This window comes from Clostridium sp. HBUAS56010, assembly GCF_007115105.1.
Taxonomy (GTDB): domain Bacteria; phylum Bacillota; class Clostridia; order Lachnospirales; family Lachnospiraceae; genus Lacrimispora.
On record NZ_SULJ01000011.1, the window covers coordinates 89,819 to 110,106 of the forward strand.

The window sequence follows — 20,288 nt, forward strand, 5'->3', positions numbered from 1 at the left end:
TTCAATTCAAAAGAATATCTGCGATTTTTCTGCAAGCAGAGCCATCTCCGTAAGGATTGCTGGCTCTGCTCATCTTTTTGTATACCTCTCCTTCATCCAGCAGCGTCTTAACTGCCTGATGGATCTTCTCCTCTTTGGTCCCCACCAGGAGAAGAGTCCCCGCCGTTACTCCTTCTGGGCGCTCTGTTGTATCCCGCATTACAAGTACCGGTTTTCCAAGGCTTGGAGCTTCCTCCTGAATTCCTCCGCTGTCAGTCAGAACCAGATAAGACCTTGCCATAAAGTTATGAAAATCAAGGACATCAAGAGGTTCAATCAGATGAATTCTTTCTTCTTCTCCCAAAAACAGTTGTGCCGTTTTTCTGATCTGAGGATTTAAATGAACGGGGTAGATGACTTTTACATCTGGATATTCCTCTATGATTCTTCTGACCGCACGAAACATATGAGTCATTGGAATTCCCATGTTTTCTCTTCTGTGGGCAGTCAAAAGAATCAGCCTGCTGCCTGCTGCCCACTGTAGCTGTTCATGACTGTAGTCCCTGCGTACCGTTGTATTTAATGCGTCAATGGCTGTATTTCCGGTTACAAAGATGAACTCAGAAGATTTCCCCTCTTGCAGAAGATTCTGTTTTGCCTGCTCAGTTGGGGCAAAATGGTATCTGGCGATCAGGCTGACTGCCTGCCTGTTGAACTCTTCAGGAAAAGGAGAATCCATACAATACGTTCTTAATCCTGCTTCCACATGTCCAACTGGAATATGAAGATAAAAGCTTGCCAGTGCCGAAGCAAATGTGGTGGTGGTATCTCCGTGAACCAGCACCAGATCCGGCCGCTCCGTTTCAAGAACTCTGCGAATGGACTGCAATATACTGGCAGTGATTTCGAATAACGTCTGATTCTCTTTCATAATAGAAAGATTATAATCCGGTTTGACTTCAAATACGTTCAGCACCTGATCCAGCATGGTTTTGTGCTGTCCGGTAACACAGACCTTCACCTGTACGTGCTCCCGCCCTTTAAGCTCCTTTACAAGAGGACACATCTTGATGGCTTCCGGTCTTGTTCCAAATATGATCATGATATGTTTCATATACAGTACCTCTCTGATTAATTGGTGTATTCATAAGCCAGCATTGCCATAATCTGGTCAAAAGACATAATTCCTGTTCCATCCTTCCTGCCAAATGCCCCATGGTAGGCATAATCCATATTTACTATCCTCATTTTTTCCATCTTCTTTAATGCTTTTCCCATCAGATCCTGATCCCCTGTTTTCTCACCAATCATGGCAGCAAGGGCATAAACAGCCGTGGAATCATAATTATACCCTTCCACCACCTTTCCCTCCACGCTATATCGTGCTTTCAGTCCCTCCCTGTCCATCTGGTCCTTCAACCAGGCGACCGTATCCTCTTTCAGAAGGTCCGCCTCTGCCAGATGAAGAAGAGTAACCATTGCCTCTGCTGTGTTTAAATCATCGGGTTCATATTGACTGGTTTTAAGATTATACCAACTGTAATATAAGGGAAATGCAGTGCTGATCTTTCCCTCTGTCAGCAGCTTTCTGGCATTCTCATAAGGCTTTCTTAATTCCTGATTTTTCTCCGCCAGTACAGCCATTGTCTTAAGGTCCCCATAACAAAGAGTAAATCGTCTGGCATACTGTTTATAACGGTTATCATAGAAGTCAACATAAAGCCCTTTCTTTACCCCGTATCTGGATAGAGAAGCAATATAACGATTAAGGTCACGGTTATATCCGCCCCATATCTTATCCGCTTCCATTAAAGCATCAATAATCCGCAGATCATCCAACAGAGAGTTGGTGTGTGCCGGCTTCCCCCCGGTCACCTTCCATGCCGTAAGCCCCTGGGAATTCATATAGGAATCAATATAATGGAAAATCTGGTCAAAAAGCGGTCTGTCCTTTTTAAGCAGGGCATATTCAAGCATGGCACCCTGGGATTCACTTAGAACGTCACTTTCCCTCATTTTTTCTCTTGAAAGATCATAGACAGAATGAATTCCTCCGTTTTCATCCATCATACCGCCGATTACAAAATCACCAGTCACCTTACCGCTTCCTTCAATGGCATCCTTTAACAAGCCCTCAAACACGGACACCTCTGTAATGGTTTTGGAACTCCATGCCCGAATCACTCCCCGCTCATCCAGAAATATGGTTGTGGGGATGCTGTGCAGTCCCAGCCTTTTATATGCGGCTAAGCCATTGTCATAATAGGTTGTTAACGGGATATTCTGACCGGACAGATACTGGCGGGCTTTTTCCTTTGTTTCCTTTTTCTCATCCAGACGGTTAATCAGAATAAAATTGACCTCCCCATAATGATCTGCCCGCTCCATAAACTGCTCCGTCAAAGGAAGCTCTTTCTGGCAGTCTCCACACCAGCTTGCCCAGAAGGTCAGAACCGTCGGTTTCCCTTCAAAAGACCGGACAGACACTTCTGTTCCATTCTCATCCTCCAGAAAAAATTCCGGTATCTTCTGGTTTAAATTGCATTGATCTGGAAGGGAGGCAGTAATATCATCAAGAGATGTGGAAGTCTCCTTTACAATCTGCTCTGGTTCTCTCTCCTCTTTTACAGAATATACTGCCAGAAGACCTCCGCCTGTCATTACAATAACCATCAAACAACAAAGAATGGTCCATAATACTTTTTCCATTCCAGTCAGAGGTATTTTTGTTCTCATGATTTCTTGTCTCCTTTCCCGGAATTTCCTCTTTTTATTTTCTCTAATTCTTCAATCAAAGCTCCTACCTGATCCATTAACGCTTTATTTTCACGCTCCAGCTGTTCAATTTTTTCTAATAACTCCTGATATTCCTCTTTTTTGTATTTCTCAGAAACAGTCACAGTTACATTTCCATTCTGAATGGCAGAATCCATATCAAAGGAATTGGTCATGGTTTTATAGCGGGTTTTAATTGCCTGATGTTCTTCCTCCTCAAACTGCCTTAACAACTCTTCTTCTTTGATTCGCTGCTTTTTCTTTTCCTCTTTCTGGATTTCGTTGGACCTTACAAACCCTCTGGCATTTTCAAATATATAACCCACTCCCACAGAAGCAATGATCATAAAAGCAGGAAGCACATGATAATGATATCGGTTCTGACTTTCTACCAGCACATGTATGGCAGCCGTTCCCAGAAAGATAAGAACGGGCAGATAAAGATAAGAAAATCTCCGATACAGTAAATAAATCAGGGTCATAAAGGAGAACAGTATGGTTACCATATATACCATATGATTCCCGGTCTGCATGGACGAAAGAAAGTCTGCCCTGGAAGGGGTCAAGTGCCCCTGCTCTTTTAAAAAAGAGAGATTCCAGGTTGTTCCATAATCATCATTTCCCCACAGCAATTCGTATTTCTTCACAAACAGTTTAAAGTTTTCCATTAAGTCAGAAGAAAGCCGGTTTACTGCCTTTTCCCGACAGGCCCTCTGAGCTTCTACAGGTGACCCGGTCCGTTCTAAATTCTCATATAAAAATTTAGAGTCCTCTTCATTCCAGCCCCCGGCTGAATCCACATTTAACCCCACCAACAGGTTGTACCCGGAAGATTCACTCATAGAAGGCACAGACTGGTTGATGGTCAGTTCAATATTGGTGGTAAGAATGCTGGAAAGAATGAAATAGGAGACAACAATCAAAAGTCCCCTGATCCAGCCTTTGCCTATGAGCTGTACCCAGACAGAAAGGCTGGTCTTTGGTATATTGGGAAGTTTCATATTCTGAGGAACAACACAGATGACCATTGCAATGAGAAGAATCAATGCCATAGGGCGGATGGCGGATGTAACAGCAAGAAGACAGCCTAAAAATATATGAAGAAGCAGACAGAACGCCGCATGCTTTGATACCGCTTTATAATCCATGACAAGGTGAAGGAAAAGAAGCAGGGAAAGATAAAAGAAGAAAGAAAAAGAATATTCCGCCGCCAGCATGTTCACATACAAAATCTGAGAAGGCCAGAATGCCGCCGCCGTAAGGACAATGGCTCCGGATAATCTCCCTCCCAGCTTTCTTCCTATCCGGTAAAGTAAAAATACAGTACCAACGGAAAAAAACACATTGGCAAGCTGACCATGAAAAACACTGGTGCCAAACATGACAAATACATGTTTTAAAATATAACAGTACCCAATGATGTGAGGAAACATTGCAATATAATTACAATATCCTTCCCCCTTTTCCTGAAGAGTTCCTTCTTTTAACAACCTTGCAATCTCATAATAAGTCTTATAATCCGATGCCGGCTCCATGGGAATGCGGGTAATCACTGCATAGCGGGCAGCAAATGCCATACTAAGTATGACTACCACATAAATAACCTCAATCCCGGTTAAAAAACCCTTTTTTTCTCCGGTCTTAAACCTTGCTCCCAAACGGGCAAGCAGCAGCGCAAGGAAATGAGTTCCTGTCCACACCAGAAAGAACAGCAGAATCAGAAATCCTTTCATCTCATAGGGATAACTCTGGCTTCCACCACCACTGGAGACGCCCACAATGAGAATATAGCCAAAAGCCATGACTGACAGTGCCACGGAAAATTGATAGAACAGGTTTTTATCTTGTCTCATTCTTTTCTCTACTCCCCATCTCTTTTCTGATACATGCGAAGCCTCAGCAAAATAATAATAACTGAAACCAGCATCAGAAGCATTGCAGAGGTTGCAACCACAGTAAATATGGCGGACCGTTTATTTTGAATAAATTTCTCCACTGGGCCAGGTTCCTGTTTTACCTCTGAGGAATGAATAAACTGGAATGCAGAAAAACTGGAATCAGGTGTAATTATCACGCAGTCCTTTGTCAGTTTTCCACGGGTCTGGCTGCTTCTTAAGAACTTTTCCACATTTAGAAGACTTTCTTCACTGATTCCTGTGGCTGCAAGCATCCCCCGGTTCCTGGCATAAGGGGATTTTAATAATTGGAGAATTCCGATGGTCTTTGCATAATCCCCGGACAGAATTAACTGGCGGTTACTTTCAAACCCAAGTCCATCGGGGGCATAGGAAAAGCTGAGATTTCCGTTTATTTCAGAAAGAAACTGGTTGGTTTTAAAAGTTCCTGCTGTCATGATGTTATAATCCCCCTCATCAGGATCAAACTCCCCCGCCTTTTTTACTGCAACCGTTCCATAAGGTTTTATTCCAGTGCCATACATGGCAGCCATCTGCCCCAATAGATTCAGTTCCCTGGTAGAAGGCGCATCAGAAACCACAAACATTACATCATGAAATCTTCCTTCCCTGCGAAACGGAGAGGATTTTATATGAAAAGACAGAAGCAGTTGGGAATCCACAGGCAGAAACACACTGGAATCCTTTGATACATAAGCCCAGGGCATCTCATTTTGTCTTGGAGTGCAGATCAGATCTGCAATCTCTAAGTCAAAAGCAATTTTAATACTGCTGGCAGGCGTCTTTGACACATCACCTGGAATCTCAAAGTTCAGTTCATCGCCAGAAGCACTTTCCTGGTTCAGCCGTTTGCTGGCAATTGGAATATCACCCCAGGATACGGTTATAAGGGATCGGGTAAAATCAAGATTCTCACTATAACGGAACTTCAAAGCAATCTTTCCGCCTTCTGAAAGAACATAGTCTCCCGATACGGGAAGATACAGATAACTTTCCTGATGAAAGGGACCTGAGAATTTCATTCCTCCCCCCATAATATCTTCAAATGTATAATTCCCTGCGGTCCGTTCATCCTGCCCGGCTCCCTCTGCTGACAACTGAGAGCTTCCCTTTTCCACCACTGCATAAGACCCATTCTCCTGCATGGTTCTGTTTTCATCCATTAACATATCAGCAGCCTCTAATAGGCTTGAATCTTCTCTTGATGTTACAATCAATAACGGATTCCCCCAGGCATCGTCCGTATATGTTACAGCGGCATACTCCGCCCCCTCCGGGATATCCGGTACCAAAGTTCTGTACTGCTGAGGAAGGTTGTCATAATCAGAGATGAGAATGGTTCTGTCTGGATTGAGGTTTAAAAGATCGGATAAAAGGCAGACCTGGATTTCATTGTTCTCCCTTGTACTTCCGCTTAAATAAGCCATTAAATTCATGGCAGCGCCAATCTCTCCTTCTGCTGCCTGATCGGATACTGCAAGGGCAAGACCATGCCCATCGGAGTTATCAGTTGATACAAAGGGATACGGAAAATACGAAATCTGATGTTGGGGATCTTTGCGCTCGTACCCACAACGAACATGAGAGGTTTCATCAATTCTAAGCCAGTTTGCATCAGAATCCTGATCCACACAGCCCTGTTCATCAAAAAGTCTGGCATAGGCAGATATGGTAACGGAATTAAAACCTGTCCGGATCTGTTCCACTGGAATCTGAACATCAAGAACCTGTGAGTTTCCCTCTTGATACTCCAGTTTATAAGAATTTAAAGGAACATCATTTATGGAAACCGTCATGGAAGATAAGGTTCCTTCCAGAAGCTGGCTGACTTCATACTGAATCTGTGCATACACATATTTCACATCCCAGTAATCCTGAACATTAAAAAACAGCTCCTCAGAAGCATAGATTCCCTTTAATGTCTTCGGAGCAAAGAATTCGTCCTGAGTATAGGTTGCTTCTCCAGGAACTTCCTCCGTTGACATACCCGGTTCCTGATTATCTCCATATGCACTTCCTGGCATTCCTCCTATCAAGAAAAGGAACAGCATCAGATATATAACCGTCTTTTTCCTCATTTTATCAACCTCTATTTCTCCGCCCGCGGCGGTATGATCTCTCTTTTGTTCTGGACTGTGTTTCCTCAAACCGTTCTGTCTTGTCCCAGATTACTTTCCTGCCATAGATGGTGTCCTCCACACCTTTTATCACACCGTTTAAAACCACCAGAACCCACAGTTTTGCATAAGTAAACAGCATAAAAAAGGTAAGCAGAAGATTGCTGAAATTAAATTCATTTCTCTCCACAGATAAGGTAATTGCCACATTTAAAACAAACAATAGAATTGCCATCTCCCATAAAAGGGAAGAAAAACCGCCTAAGGTCACATGCCAGAACCCTAAAATCCCCATAAAAAAGATTAAGTCGGAACAGATAAGGGAAGAAAACATCAACAGATATACCATGGCATAGTAGATCACATCCAGCCTCATTCTCCCCGCTTTTTTATCAAAGGCATATTTAAAATTACTTCTTAACACATATAGATTTCCCTTCACCCATCGGGTCCGCTGTTTAAACCACTGTTTTAAAACCTGTGGTTCCTGCTCCCAGGTAACTGCCTGAGGAATAAACTGAATATAATATCCCATCCGGTATAAACGGAAACTGATTTCTGTGTCCTCCGCAAGCGCATTGACATCCCAGCCCCCCATCCGGTCAATCAATTCCCTTCTTATTACATAGTTTGTTCCGGGAATGGTGCATAACCGAAAGAAGAAAAACCTTCCCGCCTGATTCATACACTGGTAAGCCAGCGTTTCTATGTTTACAAAACGGGTCAAAAGAGAGGCATATTTGTTTCTTGTCCGAAATTTACCTATAACAGCCCCTAGTTTTTCATCACCAATCAGATTTTCCACCAGAATTTTCAGTGCCTGTGGTTCCGGAGTATTATCTGCATCATAAACTGCAATTACTGTTCCCGACGCCACAGATAATGCAATATTTAACGCATTGGACTTTCCCTTTCCCCCGGTTTTATGATCTGTATTAATCACAATCACCTTATAATCTGGATTGTTCTCCTGAATCTTTTTAAGAATCTGAGCAGAATCATCGGTGGAATTATCATTAACCACAATCACCTCATAGCGGTCTGCTGGATAATCGAATTGTAACAGGGCTTTCATTGTCTTTTTTATAACAATTCCTTCATTGTGAGCCGGAACCATAACCGTTACCATGGGATACTCTTTTACTGGCTTATGTCCGTCTGTGCGGTACATTCTCATAATGTAGATAAATCCGCCAATGGAAAGCAGAATGTTTAAAAACATCAGCCCCCATATGACAAAGATGGAATACAATGCCAGAACATCGACAATTGACATAAGACCTTCCCTTCTCTTTACGGTTTTTCCTCTCCCTGATTTTGAAAGAAATAATTTTTCCGGTTCCTGTATCTGGCAAGCGCAATAAAGATTACAAATAAAACAGAAGTAATTCCAACGAGAAGAATCAAAGTCCGGTTTTGGGAACTTAAATCTCTGGAAAACCGCTCCAGCATATTCCGGTGGTAATCATAGGTTTCGGGAAACGTGCTGGGAACATAACTTAAATCCTTTTTCTTTCCATTAAGCATAAGGCTCTGCCCATCGTATTGCATCAGATCTTTTTCTGTCCAGAAACTGTGCTCCATATCCCACAGACTTTTTAAGGGAATGGGGGAGCTGCGGCTTGCACTGATTGCTTTTAGAATCTCTTTCTCATCTGAATGAAGGTTGATTCTAACGGCAGTGGAGTAGGAAGAGGTGCTGCTCACTCCAGAATCATCAAGTTCTGCACCACTGCCAATCCATTGATGCCCGTCCCGATACACTTCATTGGTATTCATTTCAGAAGGCTCCAGGTAGGAATCCTCTCCATCATAGGTAACAATGGTTTTAAAATGACTCATGACTTCAATGGCATCCCGGTTAAACATCCAGTTGCGGGGCACTTGAAGTGCCAGCGGATAGATGTCCTGTTTTTTGTATACCTCCATCGCCTGAGAAAGATATTGAAGCATCAGCGTCTTATCAAAGGGGCTCATCTGGTTATTGGGTACATGAATGATGACTGCCCCACCATTTGCCTGGGCGTAACGAAGGATCTCACAAAAACGGGTCATGGCGGGATACTCTCCATGCACATACAAAGGCATGACCGATATGGCAAAGGGTATCTTTTTTCTTGTAAAAATTTTCACCACTTCAAGAAGCCGTTCCGGGTCTTCATAAGGGTATACGCGGTCAATAAGAAGATACTGGGGGTATATGGGAGGATTTCCCCGGTAGGGCCATTTCCATTGAGCCAGTTCTTTCATGAATACAGCCTTAATCAGACGATCAGAAAGCTGTGTAACCGGAATATGGGCAATCACTCCCAGTTCACCGAAGACATATTTCTCTCTTTCATTAACAATAAGACTTCCACTTTGTCTCTGTGCCCCTTTTAAAAACAGATAACAGGGTTCCTTTACAAGCCCCTCTTTAACAGACAGCCCATCAAAGCTATCGCTAAGCTTACCAGTAGAAAAATTCTGCACTTCATATTCGTCAGACCTTTCGGTCTCATCAAAGTACGCTTTTAAAAACAGATTACCAACAAATAACACATGAGGCTGATATCTGGTGCCGCCTGCCGCTCCTGCCTCATATTGTTTCATTGTCTCCATAAAGTCTTTGGGATATGTGGTCAGATCATAACAGATAATATAAGAAAAATCCTTCATGGAGTTCCTACACTCAGACGCAGTTCCATAGCTTACTTTCATATTCTGGTAAGTAAGAATCTCCACAAGAATATGAACCTGAGAAAGAACCTTCTCCCCGGAACCGTCACTGTAGATCAGCAGCACATCTTCCGGTGCCGGCTCTCCGGCCTCCAGTGCCCATGCTTGTGACACAATCCCCAATTCCAACCCCAGTATAAGCAGTATTGCAAACAGAGTTCTTCTAAACATCATATTGAAGCTCCTCTTCTGCCATCTGCTTAAACATCATCATATTCTCTCCATGTTCTTCCTTCTTATATTCCAGACTGGCAATCTTCACTTCAACTTTAATCGCATCATTGGTTATGCCCAAAAAAGCATCCTTTTCCCGAATCCGGTTCTGCAATCTGCCTTTTACAACATCACTTCCAGCCTTATCACAGGTCATAATAATTGCCAGACCACCTTTGTCATCAATGGAATAAGTTTTATCTTCTACCCGCACCGTATCCACCGCAATCTGTGCCAGCCTTTGAATCACCTGTTCATAATTATTTCTGGATAAAATACGTTTCAGTTCCGCCTCATATTTAAATGCAATGATCATCAAGGATAGAGGAAGTTTGTTTCTTTCCACATAAGATGCCTGGACATGAAGATCATAGTACAGACTTCTAAGGTTATATAGTTTCGTCAGGGGATTTACCATGACCAGTTCCTCCACCTGTTCCCTTAATACATCATTCTCCAGCTCCAGTCTGTGATTGCCGTAGACAAACAGATACATGGCGGCAACCGATGCAATGGGAAGAAAGACCCATACAAAAGACAAAAGAGGAATCTCTATATCAAAGGATAAAAAGAGATATAGGCGGTAAGCCGTATAAACTGTAACCTCAAGCCCTGCCAGTACACAGGCAATGCCAAACAGTTTAAATCCAGCAAATAGGAGGGCTGCAAACATTGCAAGCAGCATAATTACAGCTTCTAATCGTATGAGCGCTGGTGTATCACTTACCGTTATGGCACCTGCAAACAAACAGGCGAGCAAAAACACAAGCCCCAGATCCTGAAACAGATAGCCAAAAGACTTTTTACCTGCCATTGTTTTGTCTCCTCTCTAAACAATCTTTATCTTATGCTGTAACTGGGCAAAAACACAGTACGTCATAACATCCAAAGACAGACCTCCAAGAAACATACGCTGCACCATCTCCACATCCCCGCTTCCAATGATGACAACCACAGACTGGGATATAAAAACTCCAAAAACTAAAATCAGCATGTCTAAAAATACCGTATTTCTCCAGTCTTCTCTCGGACGAATAGAATATCCTTTGTAAAATAAGAAGAATATTGCAATTATAAGAATCAGCACATAACCAATGGTTCTAGGTGCGGAAGTCATTTTAAACGTGCTCCACCCGGACCAGAAGATACTTTTTGCCTTTGGCGGCAGACCTGCTGATCTTTCATAATTTCCACAGGTACTTCTTCGTATTTCCATTCCAGCACCAATGGAAACATCAATCATCTGCACCAGACTTGCCGGATGACGCAGATAATAAAATCCGATATCAGATGTGGTAAACTGATCCATAAATCCATGATACAACGATTGATCCCCTGCTTTTACGAAAGGCAGATAATCATAAGCGGAAGCATCTGTTAAAAGCTCATAGGACGGATCAATTCCAAACTCATGAAGTGTCTTTTCCGGATTGGAGGATCCAAATAAGACTCCTCTTGTCATTGCATGAAATCTGCTGGTTTCACTAAAATCATCAGGTACCAGAAACAGGCATAAAACTGCAAGGCTGCTTAGAATGAATGCAGTTCCCAGACAGGCAGTTCCCCATAGAAAATTATTTCTAACAAATATCAGACGGATTGCATAAAACGCAAATAAAAATCCAAGAACTGCACACTGCCATCTGGAAACAGTAAGAATTCCGGCAAAGGAAAGAAATAACAACAGGCTCAATAAATCTTTGCTTAAGCTCCGTTTTTTCTGAAAGGTCATGGAGGCACCCACGCAGTATAGCATGGCAACGAGCCACACCGCTTCTGGATAAAAGGAATTAAAATAGGTAATATAACCAACGTCTGAAAATATAAAAAGCCCTGCTGCTGCAATCAGCAATCCTTCTGAAAACCGTTTTACTCTCTGGCACACCTGCCAGACTACAAGAAATACTGCCGGAAGATAACAAAGAAGATAAATACCTCCCAAAAACCGGATATCAAAATAATTATCCCTGGTAAAAAGATCATCGACTGCTCTGGCAAGCCGGATTACGGCTTCCTGACTGTTTCTTATTCTGCCAGGCAGATCCTCCCCTGATGGAACTGTGGAATAAGTCTTTATAAAGTAATTGTTATATCGTTCCTCCGGTTCTTTCTGGATATAATAGATACCTGCCGCGTGCATGGCTTCATCCGTGGAACCGTCTAAAGCCACTCCCAGATAATTGGGGGAAAATAAAATAATACAGGCAAGCAAACCCGTAACAGCCGTTACCGCCGTTGCCAGAAGAAAAGGAGAATATTTACCTTCCATTCTCAGATTTACTCTTCTTATAAAAGCCCGGATTGCACCAGGGAGTTTGAACAAACGACCAAAAAGTCCGGCTGTTTTTAACTTTTCACGATTTTTCATGAGACATCTCCATCAGATGATTTACTTCAATGTTGTACCTGGGACGATGCTTCACTTCTATATATATCTTTCCAACATAGGCTCCAATCAGCCCTACAGACAAAAGCTGTACACCTCCCAGAAACCAGATGGACAAAATAATGGAAGTCCAGCCCGCAACCACTTTTCCCGTCAGATAAGAACAGAGTGCATATACAGCCGCCAAAATACTGCAACATACAATCGCAGCACCAAGCCCCGTAATCATTCGGATGGGTTGAATGCTAAATGATGTGATGCCCTCAAAAGCCATGGAAAGCATTTTCTTTAAGGGATATTTTGATTCTCCTGCTACCCTGGATTTTCTGTCATACGTTACAATGGCAGAACGGTAACCAAGCAAAGGAATAATCCCTCTTATAAAAAGATTTCTCTCCGCATATTGGGAAAATGCTTCCACTGCACGCCTGGTCATCAGCCGGTAATCTGCATGATTGTAAACAATCTCAATCTTCATCGCCTGCATGAGCCGGTAAAACCAAAGTGCAGACACTCGTTTAAACATGGTATCCGTATCCCTTTTATTTCTCACTCCATATACAATATCATACCCCTGTTTTGATTTATCAATCATCTCTTCAATCACAGAAGTATCATCCTGCAGATCCGCATCAATGGATATGACCACATCCGCATAATTTTTTGCAGTAAGAAGCCCTGCCGTAAGGGCATTCTGGTGTCCCATATTCCTGGAAAGCTTTAACCCAAACACATTTTGGGATTGCCTGCGGTACACCTCAATCAGATTCCAGGTCCGGTCACGGCTTCCATCGTCCACATAAAGAATAAAACTGTCTTCCTCTATCGCTTTCTTTTTAATGAGTTTTCGTAAAACCCCCATTAATTCTACATTGGTATAAGCCAGCGCCTCCTCTTCGTTATAACAGGGTACAACAATACAAAGCCTTTTCATCCGCATCCCTTCTCTTTCCACCAGCATCAATGGATTTTGTGAAATTATCATACTTGTATTATTTTACCTGGAAATGCAAATATGATACAAAACATCGTTATTTGCAAAAAAGCCACGGCTCAATAAAGAAAATTCCTCTATCGAGTCCGTGACTTTTTTATTCCCTATTTTATTATCTGATTACTGCACCGCTATTCCTGCTGCAATTAAATTTCGGTTTGCAGCCTCTGCATCCACATAGGTAGAACCAACTTCCACCCATTGTCCTCTAATTCCTGTGTTTTCCTTATTAACAGGTCGGACACGGAAAGAATAATTACCGTTTTTCGCCATGTACTGGTTTAAATTAATCCAGTTATTTTCTGTCCTCTTCACCGGTCCAACACGCTTTCCATCCCGGTATATGCTTACCTCATAACTTCCTGCATTGATACAGCTTGTCCAGCTTGCCACAAAGCCATCTGTCCAGTCCGCCGCTTTAATTTCCTGGGTATATTCACTTACAGGAGCCAGATCCACGACAACTCTTATGGTCATCTTCCATTCATCGTCATCATCTTTCACTTCTTCCTCTTTTATCTGCTTTACATAGGTTCCGCCATCAATATGGAAACTGTAATCACTTGTCTTAAAGCAATACCCTGGCACAGTCTTTAATGTAATTTCCAATCTTGGTACATCTCCATCGGGCCACAATAGTCCCTGGTTCGTAAACAGATAATCAATAACTTCATATCTGTCATTGTCAACATCAATTTCAACTGGCTGGTGCATGACCGATCCACCTGGAACAATATTAGTTTCGATCTTCATTGCAACCGTTCTCACTCTTTTTTTTGCTTCTGCAAATGCAGTCATGGAGGGAATTACTGATGCGAACGCTACAGCAAGTAATACAATTAGAATTCTCTTTCCAAACATTGGGGTACCTCTTCTTTTCTATAATATTGGATATACCAATTGGTATACCACTAAAAATGGCCTACAAACTGCGGTTTATTTATACTTTACCGCCATTGGTTAGCCATGTCTAACCGCAATTTTAGCGAATTATTCTTCATCTGTCAATTGTTTGGAAGCGGTATTACTGATGTAAATTTATCAAAAATTAGAAAAATATAAGAAATTCAACCAATTTTATATATTATAATATTAATGGAAAAATAAGGAACAAGACACAAATGAGAAAATATTTTTATTTAAAAGGATACTTTACGAAAATAGTACAGTATTGGCATTGACTATTTAACAAAATATAACTATAATAAATCTAGTAAGAAAGAGTATACAATACCACAAGAATATCGTGCTATTTTATAGATCAAAACGCTTTTGTAAGCGGATATACAAGAGAGGAAAAATTATGCTAAACAAACTAAAAGTTAAAAACCGGCTATTTGTTACATTTTTAATTGTCGTACTATTTTCGTGTCTGGCTGGAATAATCGGAATTCAGCTCATTCGCAATCTTGACAAAGAGTACAACAGGGAACTAAATGATTATGGATTTTCCCAGGGTGATATTGGAAGTCTTGGACAGGCATTTCAGGCACACCGTTCCACGGTTCTCTACATCATTTCTGCCAATGATGCCGCAGAATCCAAAAAACAGAAGGAAGTTCTTACGAATCAGATCAGCACAATCAACGAAAAGCTGGAAAAAGTGGGAGCCCATATGAAAACGGCTTCTGAAAAGGAACGTTTTGCCAGCCTTTCGGAGAAGCTGAAAACCTACGAACAGGTTCGCAATGAGACCATTTCCCTGGCAGATAAATCCCCCCAGGAATCCATGACCTACTTTCGTTCCAATGCCGCCCCTCTTGCCGCCGAGATTGGAGACCTGATTAATACCATACTGGCAGACAAATCTGCTACCGGAGAACTGCGCTCTGCCCAGCTTCAAAGGCAGGCTGTTATATTTATTGTAATCATGATGATCATTATTATTTCCTCCATTGCAGTCTCCATCGTCTATGCAATGCACATTACAAAAGGAATTACCAGACCCCTTGATGAACTAAAGGATGTTGCCGACCGCATGGCTCAGGGTAATTTAAACGTAACCCTTGAATACCGTTCCGGGGATGAACTTGGAAGTCTTGCAGACAGTATGAGAACCATGATGGCGCAGACCTCCCACTATATGCAGTACATATCAGACACCACCGAACGTATGGCTCAGGGAGACTTTGACATTCCCAATAATCCGGAAGAATTCAAGGGCGAATACCGCAAGGTACAGGTTTCCATTGAAAACCTTACAAGCTCCTTAAATGATGTTATGGGACAAATTACCCAAGCCTCCGATCAGGTGGCTTCCGGTGCCGACCAGGTGGCAAGCAGTGCCCAGGCATTGAGCCAGGGAGCCACAGAACAGGCATCTTCGATTGAAGAACTGGCAGCCACGATCAACGATATCTCCAATAACATAAATCATAATGCGGAAAATGCAAAAGAAACCAGTACTCAGGTTAATAATACCTCCCTGGAATTGAGATCCAGCAAGAAGAGAATGGAAAACTTAACAGATGCCATGGATACCATCAGCAATGCTTCTTCTGAGATCAAGAAAGTCATCAAAACCATTGAAGACATTGCATTCCAGACCAATCTTCTGGCTTTAAATGCAGCCGTAGAAGCCGCAAGAGCAGGCGAGGCAGGAAAAGGATTTGCAGTTGTTGCTGATGAAGTCAGAAACCTTGCCAATAAGAGCCAGGAAGCATCTCAGAATACAGCCGTTTTAATTGAAAGTGCCATCAACTCCATTGAAGACGGAAACCATATTGCCAAGGAAACTGCAGAATCCATTGATCATGTGGTAGATTCCGCACAGACAATGGCAAAACTGGTTTATGAAATCTCCAACGCCTCCAAAGATCAGGCACTTGCTGTCAACCAGGTTACACAGGGCATTGACCAGATTGCCAGTGTAATCCAGACAAATTCTGCCACATCAGAAGAAAGCGCCGCAGCCAGCCAGGAGATGTCCAGCCAGGCGAATATGCTCAAGATGCTTATGAAACGATTTAAAATAAAAGAATAACAATCAAAAGAGGTATGAGAAATCCGTCAATAGACACAGATTCCTCATACCTCTTTTTTAATGCTTTTATGTAAGCAGTCCAAACCGTTTCTCCATGATAGATCTCAGTTCATCAACAATATCCCCTGCTTCCAGTCCGCTTTCATCAATCGTGATGTCAGCATATCGCTCATAGTAAGGGGTTCGTTCCTCATAAAGGTCTTTTAACGTCATTCCATCCTTTAACACCACACCACGGTCAACCAGGTTCCCCAGACGTTCCTCCAGACTGTTATAATCTAATTTTAAGTAGACCACAACGCTGATATCCTTTAAGTGCTCCATTGCCTCTTTCCCGTAGATCACGCTTCCGCCAGGTGCGATAACGCTGTGACTGACAGAAAGTTCCCGGTTAATCCGGTTTTCCACTTCCAGAAAACCATCATCCCCTTCATCCGCAATAATCTCTTTTAACAGGCGTCCTTCTTTTTCCTGGATCACAATATCCACATCCACAAAAGAATAACCAAGACGTTTTGCCAGCAAAACTCCTATGGTACTCTTTCCAGAGGCAGGCATTCCAATCAAAGTTATATTATCCCGCTTATCCATTACTTCTTTTTCCTCCTGCCCGTTGACTTCTTGTCTGTCTTTCTGACGGAATATCCAAAACTTCCAAGCTTTTTCCCCAGTTCAAAATACTCGCCATGGGAATAGGAAACCAAGCCGCTTTGGTTCAGATGAAATTTATTCTTCTCATCCATATATCTGCTGTCCACTGTAACTCCTAGAATTTCTGCAAGAAACAGATCATGGCTTCCTAGAGGTTTTACTTCCACCACCTTACAGGCGAGACAGACAGGGCTTTCTTCTATACCAGGCGCTTTAATATGTTTCAGGGTACAAGGCGTCAGTTTCATCTCCGCAAATTTATCCACATCTCTTCCCGACCGGACCCCGCAGTAATCCGTTGCCCTCACAAGGTCTTTTGTCACCAGATTGACCGCAAATTCCCCGGTTTCCTTTATAATGTTATAGGAATACCGTTCCTTACGGATGGAGATAGAAAGCATGGCAGGAGTGGAACAGACCGTTCCCGCCCAGGCTACAGTGATAATATTCGGCTTCTCTCCCTCTCTCTGGCAGCTAACCATAACAGCCGGCACCGGATAGAGCATATTCCCTGCTTTCCAATCTACTTTCTTACTTTTTGCAGGCAGACTCTTTTCCTTTATCTGTTCTCTTTTCATTGAATCTCCTTTTCTAACCCTGAACAGCCAACATAATGCTGGGGACCAACTGCTTCTTTCTGGACACCACCCCAGGCAGACTTATCACATGATCCTGCTTGTCGGCATTCTCATCCTCTGCACGGAATGCACCTGCAACCATCTGTTTTGCTCCCTGACCTTCACAAAGCAGTTCTGTGGACTCCGTCAGAATGTTGGTAAGCATAAAAAACATCATATCCACCCCGTGTTCGTCCTTTGCCTTCTTCATATACGGAAGCATACGTTCTTCCAGTTCTCCTAACTCCTCTGCATTTAGAGAACTGATCTGCCCGACTCCAAAGGTTACCTTTCCAACTGTAAACCTCTTAAAATCCTGATAAAAGATCTCCGCATCTGTCTTTCCCTTTAAGTTGCTGGCTGCTGCAAACATGGAAGACGCATACTTTTCAATATCAATTTCTGCTGTCTTAGCCAAAGCCAGCGCCGCATTCTTATCCGCCTCCGTGCAGGTGGGAGAACGGAACAAAAGAGTGTCCGAAATAATAGCACTGCACAAAAGCCCTGCGATCTTAGGCTCAATGGCAACATCGTTTTCCTGATACATCTGATACACAATTGTAGCTGTACATCCTACCGGTTGATTGCGGAAAAAAACAGGTGCAATGGTTTCCACAGTTCCAAGACGATGGTGATCAATGATCTCCAGAATCTCTGCACTTTCCATTCCTTCCACTGCCTGAGACCGCTCATTATGATCTACCAGAATCAGCCGCTTCCCTTTTGCTCCCAGCAGATTCCGTCTGGAGATCATTCCCTTGTACTTCCCATGCTTATCAAGTATCGGGAAATCCCGGTGGCGTTTACTTGCCATCACGTCCTTAATCTCATCAATATAATCCTCGTCTTCAAAGGTAATCAGCCCCTCCGTTTTCATAAAAAAGCTGATAGGAATGCTCTGGTTTACCAGACGGGCGGCTGTATAAGTATCATACGGAGTGGTTACCACCGTACAGCCCCGCTCCTGAGCCAGTTTTTTGATGGTCATGGAAACAGCAGCACCTTCACAGACAATGATACAGGCAGCTTCCATCTCAATGGCACAAAGCTGGGACTCATACCGGTTTCCCAGAATAACCAGATCTCCTTTGGAAATATAATACTCCATCATATCAGGATTGGCTGCAGCAATAAGCACCTTTCCCTTATCAAAATACGCGTTCGAATCTCCAACCAGAACCTCGCCTTCCAGTGTCTCCACAATATTGGCATACTGGGTGCAGGCTTTCGATAAAATACTGCTGTCATATACATTCATATAGGACTTGGCAATATCTCCTACCGTAATCAGTCCCTCTAACAATCCTTCGGGGGTAACTGCAGGAATGGTGACTACATTTGCCTCCTGCATAAGATTCCATGCCCTTTTCAGAGAAAGGTTTTTCTCCACCCCTTTTGTCTCCCTGATATCAATATCCAATACCTGGGTTTTTACATTCTCTACAAGCTTTGGGGCATCCACACCAAAGTAATTCAGCACAAACTGAGTTTCCTCATTCACTCTTCCTGCACGGCCAGGCTGGTAATCCTCTCCGGATAAGATCTTTTTCAAATTGGCATAACAGACAGCAGAACAAATCGAGTCAGTATCCGGATTCTTATGACCTATGACAATTGTCTTTCTATTTTTCAGGCTCTTTTCCATGATTTCTCCTTTTCATAATCTGTTTACAGGCGGTTCACATTGCGTTCATATCTATTTTTTATACTATTTGTATAGAAAATCAGTTACACAAATTAGTTTATCAGTTAAGTTGCACATAGATTTTTCATAATTGCCCCGGTTGACCATCAATCGGGGCCTCCTCATGTCAAAAAATAACCTCTGCTAAGTATTCCCATTATATCATAATTTAGTAAATTGTAAATAAGTGTCCCCCTACGAAAAAGAGAAAGAAAATACCAGGTATGCCGAAGAATAACCCCCTCGCCCATACCTGGTATTTTTTATCAATTAATCCAGAATCAATCTGGCTGCCCCATAGATTCCGGCATCATTGCCCAGGGTTGCAAGAACGATTCCGCTCTTATTTTTAGAAATAGGAGTAAATCTCTCATAGCTTTGTTGAATGATATCAATCAGAAACTGCCCCGCCTTTGACACACCTCCGCCAATGACGAACACATCAGGGTCTGTAGTCATGGAAATCTGCGCAAGAATCAGCCCCAGATAATGACTTACCACATCCATCACCTGAAGAGCCAGCGCATCACCAGCCTTTGCGCCGTCAAGCACGTCCTTTGCTGTGACTTCATCTCCATAAGTTCTCAGCACAGAAGGAATCTCTTTAGAAGCCATCATTCGCCTTGCTTCTCTTGCAATTCCTGTTGCACTTGCAATCTGTTCCACACAGCCGACTCCACCGCAGTTACAGGTTTCCGTTTCCTCGTCACGGATATGAATGTGACCAATCTCTCCCGCCAGACCATGTTTTCCGGCAACGATCTTCTGGTTTATTACCACACCTCCGCCAACACCGGTACCAAGAGTGACCATGACAATATCATCATAGCCCTTTCCGCCTCCCTGCCACATCTCACCCAGAGCGGCAACATTGGCATCATTGGCACTTTTTACCGGAATTCCCTGAAGCTTTTCGCTCAATTCCCGCTCCGGGTAACAATCTTTCCAGCCTAAATTGACGCAGACCTCCACATAGCCATCCGGCAGAACAGGACCTGGAAGTCCCATTCCCACCCCACAGATCTCTTCCATGGAAATATTAAGATCTTTCAGCTTCTTTAATATGGAGGCGGCAGTGTCTCCAAGAATATATTTGCCGTTCTCTTCTTTTCGGGTTATGACTTCCCACTTATGCAAAAGTTTTCCTGTGACTTCAAACATGCCAACCTTTACAGAAGTACCGCCAACGTCAACACCAATACACTTCATACCCATGACCTCAAACGCTCCTTTTCCTTTTGTATCAGGATGTACC

General features: G+C 42.8%; 15 protein-coding genes. 1 reads left to right on the forward strand and 14 read right to left on the reverse strand.

The annotated features are described in order from the left end of the window. Position 1: 1 nt before the first annotated feature. The 10 genes from wecB to FAY33_RS15560 form a co-directional block, all read right to left on the reverse strand. On the reverse strand, positions 2-1,093 hold the full coding sequence (gene wecB / locus FAY33_RS15515) for a UDP-N-acetylglucosamine 2-epimerase (non-hydrolyzing) (protein WP_143322144.1): 1,092 nt from the start codon (positions 1,091-1,093) through the stop codon (positions 2-4). Positions 1,094-1,110: 17 nt separating this feature from the next. Beyond that, complete coding sequence (locus tag FAY33_RS15520) at positions 1,111-2,715, reverse strand: TlpA disulfide reductase family protein (protein ID WP_143322145.1); 1,605 nt, start codon at positions 2,713-2,715, stop codon at positions 1,111-1,113. Next, a complete protein-coding gene (locus FAY33_RS15525) occupies positions 2,712-4,607 on the reverse strand; it encodes a hypothetical protein (RefSeq protein ID WP_143322146.1) in 1,896 nt (631 codons plus the stop codon). Before FAY33_RS15525 ends, FAY33_RS15520 begins: the two co-directional genes overlap by 4 nt. Positions 4,608-4,615: 8 nt before the next feature. Continuing rightward, positions 4,616-6,694 (reverse strand): cellulose biosynthesis cyclic di-GMP-binding regulatory protein BcsB, encoded by a 2,079-nt coding sequence (locus tag FAY33_RS15530; RefSeq protein ID WP_207706030.1) that lies wholly within the window; start codon positions 6,692-6,694, stop codon positions 4,616-4,618. 58 nt (positions 6,695-6,752) lie between these two features. Beyond that, positions 6,753-8,063, reverse strand: coding sequence for a glycosyltransferase (locus FAY33_RS15535; RefSeq protein WP_143322148.1), 1,311 nt, complete (start codon positions 8,061-8,063; stop codon positions 6,753-6,755). 17 nt (positions 8,064-8,080) lie between these two features. After that, on the reverse strand, positions 8,081-9,679 hold the full coding sequence (locus FAY33_RS15540) for a DUF2334 domain-containing protein (protein WP_143322149.1): 1,599 nt from the start codon (positions 9,677-9,679) through the stop codon (positions 8,081-8,083). Next, the gene (locus tag FAY33_RS15545) at positions 9,669-10,532 is read right to left on the reverse strand and encodes a diguanylate cyclase (protein ID WP_143322150.1); all 864 of its coding nucleotides are present in this window, start codon (positions 10,530-10,532) and stop codon (positions 9,669-9,671) included. Before FAY33_RS15545 ends, FAY33_RS15540 begins: the two co-directional genes overlap by 11 nt. 15 nt (positions 10,533-10,547) lie before the next feature. Further along, positions 10,548-12,086: a hypothetical protein gene (locus tag FAY33_RS15550; protein WP_143322151.1), complete on the reverse strand. Its 1,539-nt coding sequence runs from the start codon at positions 12,084-12,086 to the stop codon at positions 10,548-10,550. Beyond that, positions 12,073-13,038 (reverse strand): glycosyltransferase family 2 protein, encoded by a 966-nt coding sequence (locus tag FAY33_RS15555; protein ID WP_143322152.1) that lies wholly within the window; start codon positions 13,036-13,038, stop codon positions 12,073-12,075. Before FAY33_RS15555 ends, FAY33_RS15550 begins: the two co-directional genes overlap by 14 nt. A 180-nt stretch (positions 13,039-13,218) precedes the next feature. After that, positions 13,219-13,959 (reverse strand): cell wall-binding protein, encoded by a 741-nt coding sequence (locus FAY33_RS15560; protein ID WP_143322153.1) that lies wholly within the window; start codon positions 13,957-13,959, stop codon positions 13,219-13,221. A gap of 442 nt (positions 13,960-14,401) precedes the next feature. On the opposite strand from FAY33_RS15560, the gene FAY33_RS15565 reads away from it, so the two are divergent. After that, entirely contained in the window at positions 14,402-16,081 is a 1,680-nt protein-coding gene (locus FAY33_RS15565) for a methyl-accepting chemotaxis protein (protein WP_143322154.1), read from the forward strand. Between the two features lie 66 nt (positions 16,082-16,147). Here the strand turns inward: FAY33_RS15565 and FAY33_RS15570 are convergent, their stop codons facing one another. The 4 genes from FAY33_RS15570 to FAY33_RS15585 all read right to left on the reverse strand — a co-directional run bounded on the left by FAY33_RS15570 (position 16,148) and on the right by FAY33_RS15585 (position 20,248). Next, positions 16,148-16,672 carry a shikimate kinase gene (locus tag FAY33_RS15570; RefSeq protein WP_143322155.1) on the reverse strand — a complete coding sequence of 175 codons (525 nt, stop codon included), beginning with the start codon at positions 16,670-16,672 and terminating at the stop codon, positions 16,148-16,150. After that, positions 16,672-17,310, reverse strand: coding sequence for a flavin reductase family protein (locus FAY33_RS15575; RefSeq protein ID WP_143322156.1), 639 nt, complete (start codon positions 17,308-17,310; stop codon positions 16,672-16,674). Before FAY33_RS15575 ends, FAY33_RS15570 begins: the two co-directional genes overlap by 1 nt. A 13-nt stretch (positions 17,311-17,323) precedes the next feature. Continuing rightward, complete coding sequence (locus tag FAY33_RS15580) at positions 17,324-18,994, reverse strand: putative manganese-dependent inorganic diphosphatase (protein ID WP_143322157.1); 1,671 nt, start codon at positions 18,992-18,994, stop codon at positions 17,324-17,326. 309 nt (positions 18,995-19,303) lie between these two features. Further along, the gene (locus tag FAY33_RS15585; protein ID WP_143322158.1) at positions 19,304-20,248 is read right to left on the reverse strand and encodes an ROK family glucokinase; all 945 of its coding nucleotides are present in this window, start codon (positions 20,246-20,248) and stop codon (positions 19,304-19,306) included. Positions 20,249-20,288 lie beyond the last annotated feature (40 nt).

What these genes read in the sequence shown, in the direction of transcription:
- wecB (WP_143322144.1), bottom strand. Translation starts at nt 1,093, where the DNA reads ATGAAACATATCATGATCATATTTGGAACAAGACCGGAAGCCATCAAG.
- FAY33_RS15520 (WP_143322145.1), bottom strand. Translation starts at nt 2,715, where the DNA reads ATGAGAACAAAAATACCTCTGACTGGAATGGAAAAAGTATTATGGACC.
- FAY33_RS15525 (WP_143322146.1), bottom strand. Translation starts at nt 4,607, where the DNA reads ATGAGACAAGATAAAAACCTGTTCTATCAATTTTCCGTGGCACTGTCA.
- FAY33_RS15530 (WP_207706030.1), bottom strand. Translation starts at nt 6,694, where the DNA reads ATGCCAGGAAGTGCATATGGAGATAATCAGGAACCGGGTATGTCAACG.
- FAY33_RS15535 (WP_143322148.1), bottom strand. Translation starts at nt 8,063, where the DNA reads ATGTCAATTGTCGATGTTCTGGCATTGTATTCCATCTTTGTCATATGG.
- FAY33_RS15540 (WP_143322149.1), bottom strand. Translation starts at nt 9,679, where the DNA reads ATGATGTTTAGAAGAACTCTGTTTGCAATACTGCTTATACTGGGGTTG.
- FAY33_RS15545 (WP_143322150.1), bottom strand. Translation starts at nt 10,532, where the DNA reads ATGGCAGGTAAAAAGTCTTTTGGCTATCTGTTTCAGGATCTGGGGCTT.
- FAY33_RS15550 (WP_143322151.1), bottom strand. Translation starts at nt 12,086, where the DNA reads ATGAAAAATCGTGAAAAGTTAAAAACAGCCGGACTTTTTGGTCGTTTG.
- FAY33_RS15555 (WP_143322152.1), bottom strand. Translation starts at nt 13,038, where the DNA reads ATGAAAAGGCTTTGTATTGTTGTACCCTGTTATAACGAAGAGGAGGCG.
- FAY33_RS15560 (WP_143322153.1), bottom strand. Translation starts at nt 13,959, where the DNA reads ATGTTTGGAAAGAGAATTCTAATTGTATTACTTGCTGTAGCGTTCGCA.
- FAY33_RS15565 (WP_143322154.1), top strand. Translation starts at nt 14,402, where the DNA reads ATGCTAAACAAACTAAAAGTTAAAAACCGGCTATTTGTTACATTTTTA.
- FAY33_RS15570 (WP_143322155.1), bottom strand. Translation starts at nt 16,672, where the DNA reads ATGGATAAGCGGGATAATATAACTTTGATTGGAATGCCTGCCTCTGGA.
- FAY33_RS15575 (WP_143322156.1), bottom strand. Translation starts at nt 17,310, where the DNA reads ATGAAAAGAGAACAGATAAAGGAAAAGAGTCTGCCTGCAAAAAGTAAG.
- FAY33_RS15580 (WP_143322157.1), bottom strand. Translation starts at nt 18,994, where the DNA reads ATGGAAAAGAGCCTGAAAAATAGAAAGACAATTGTCATAGGTCATAAG.
- FAY33_RS15585 (WP_143322158.1), bottom strand. Translation starts at nt 20,248, where the DNA reads ATGGGTATGAAGTGTATTGGTGTTGACGTTGGCGGTACTTCTGTAAAG.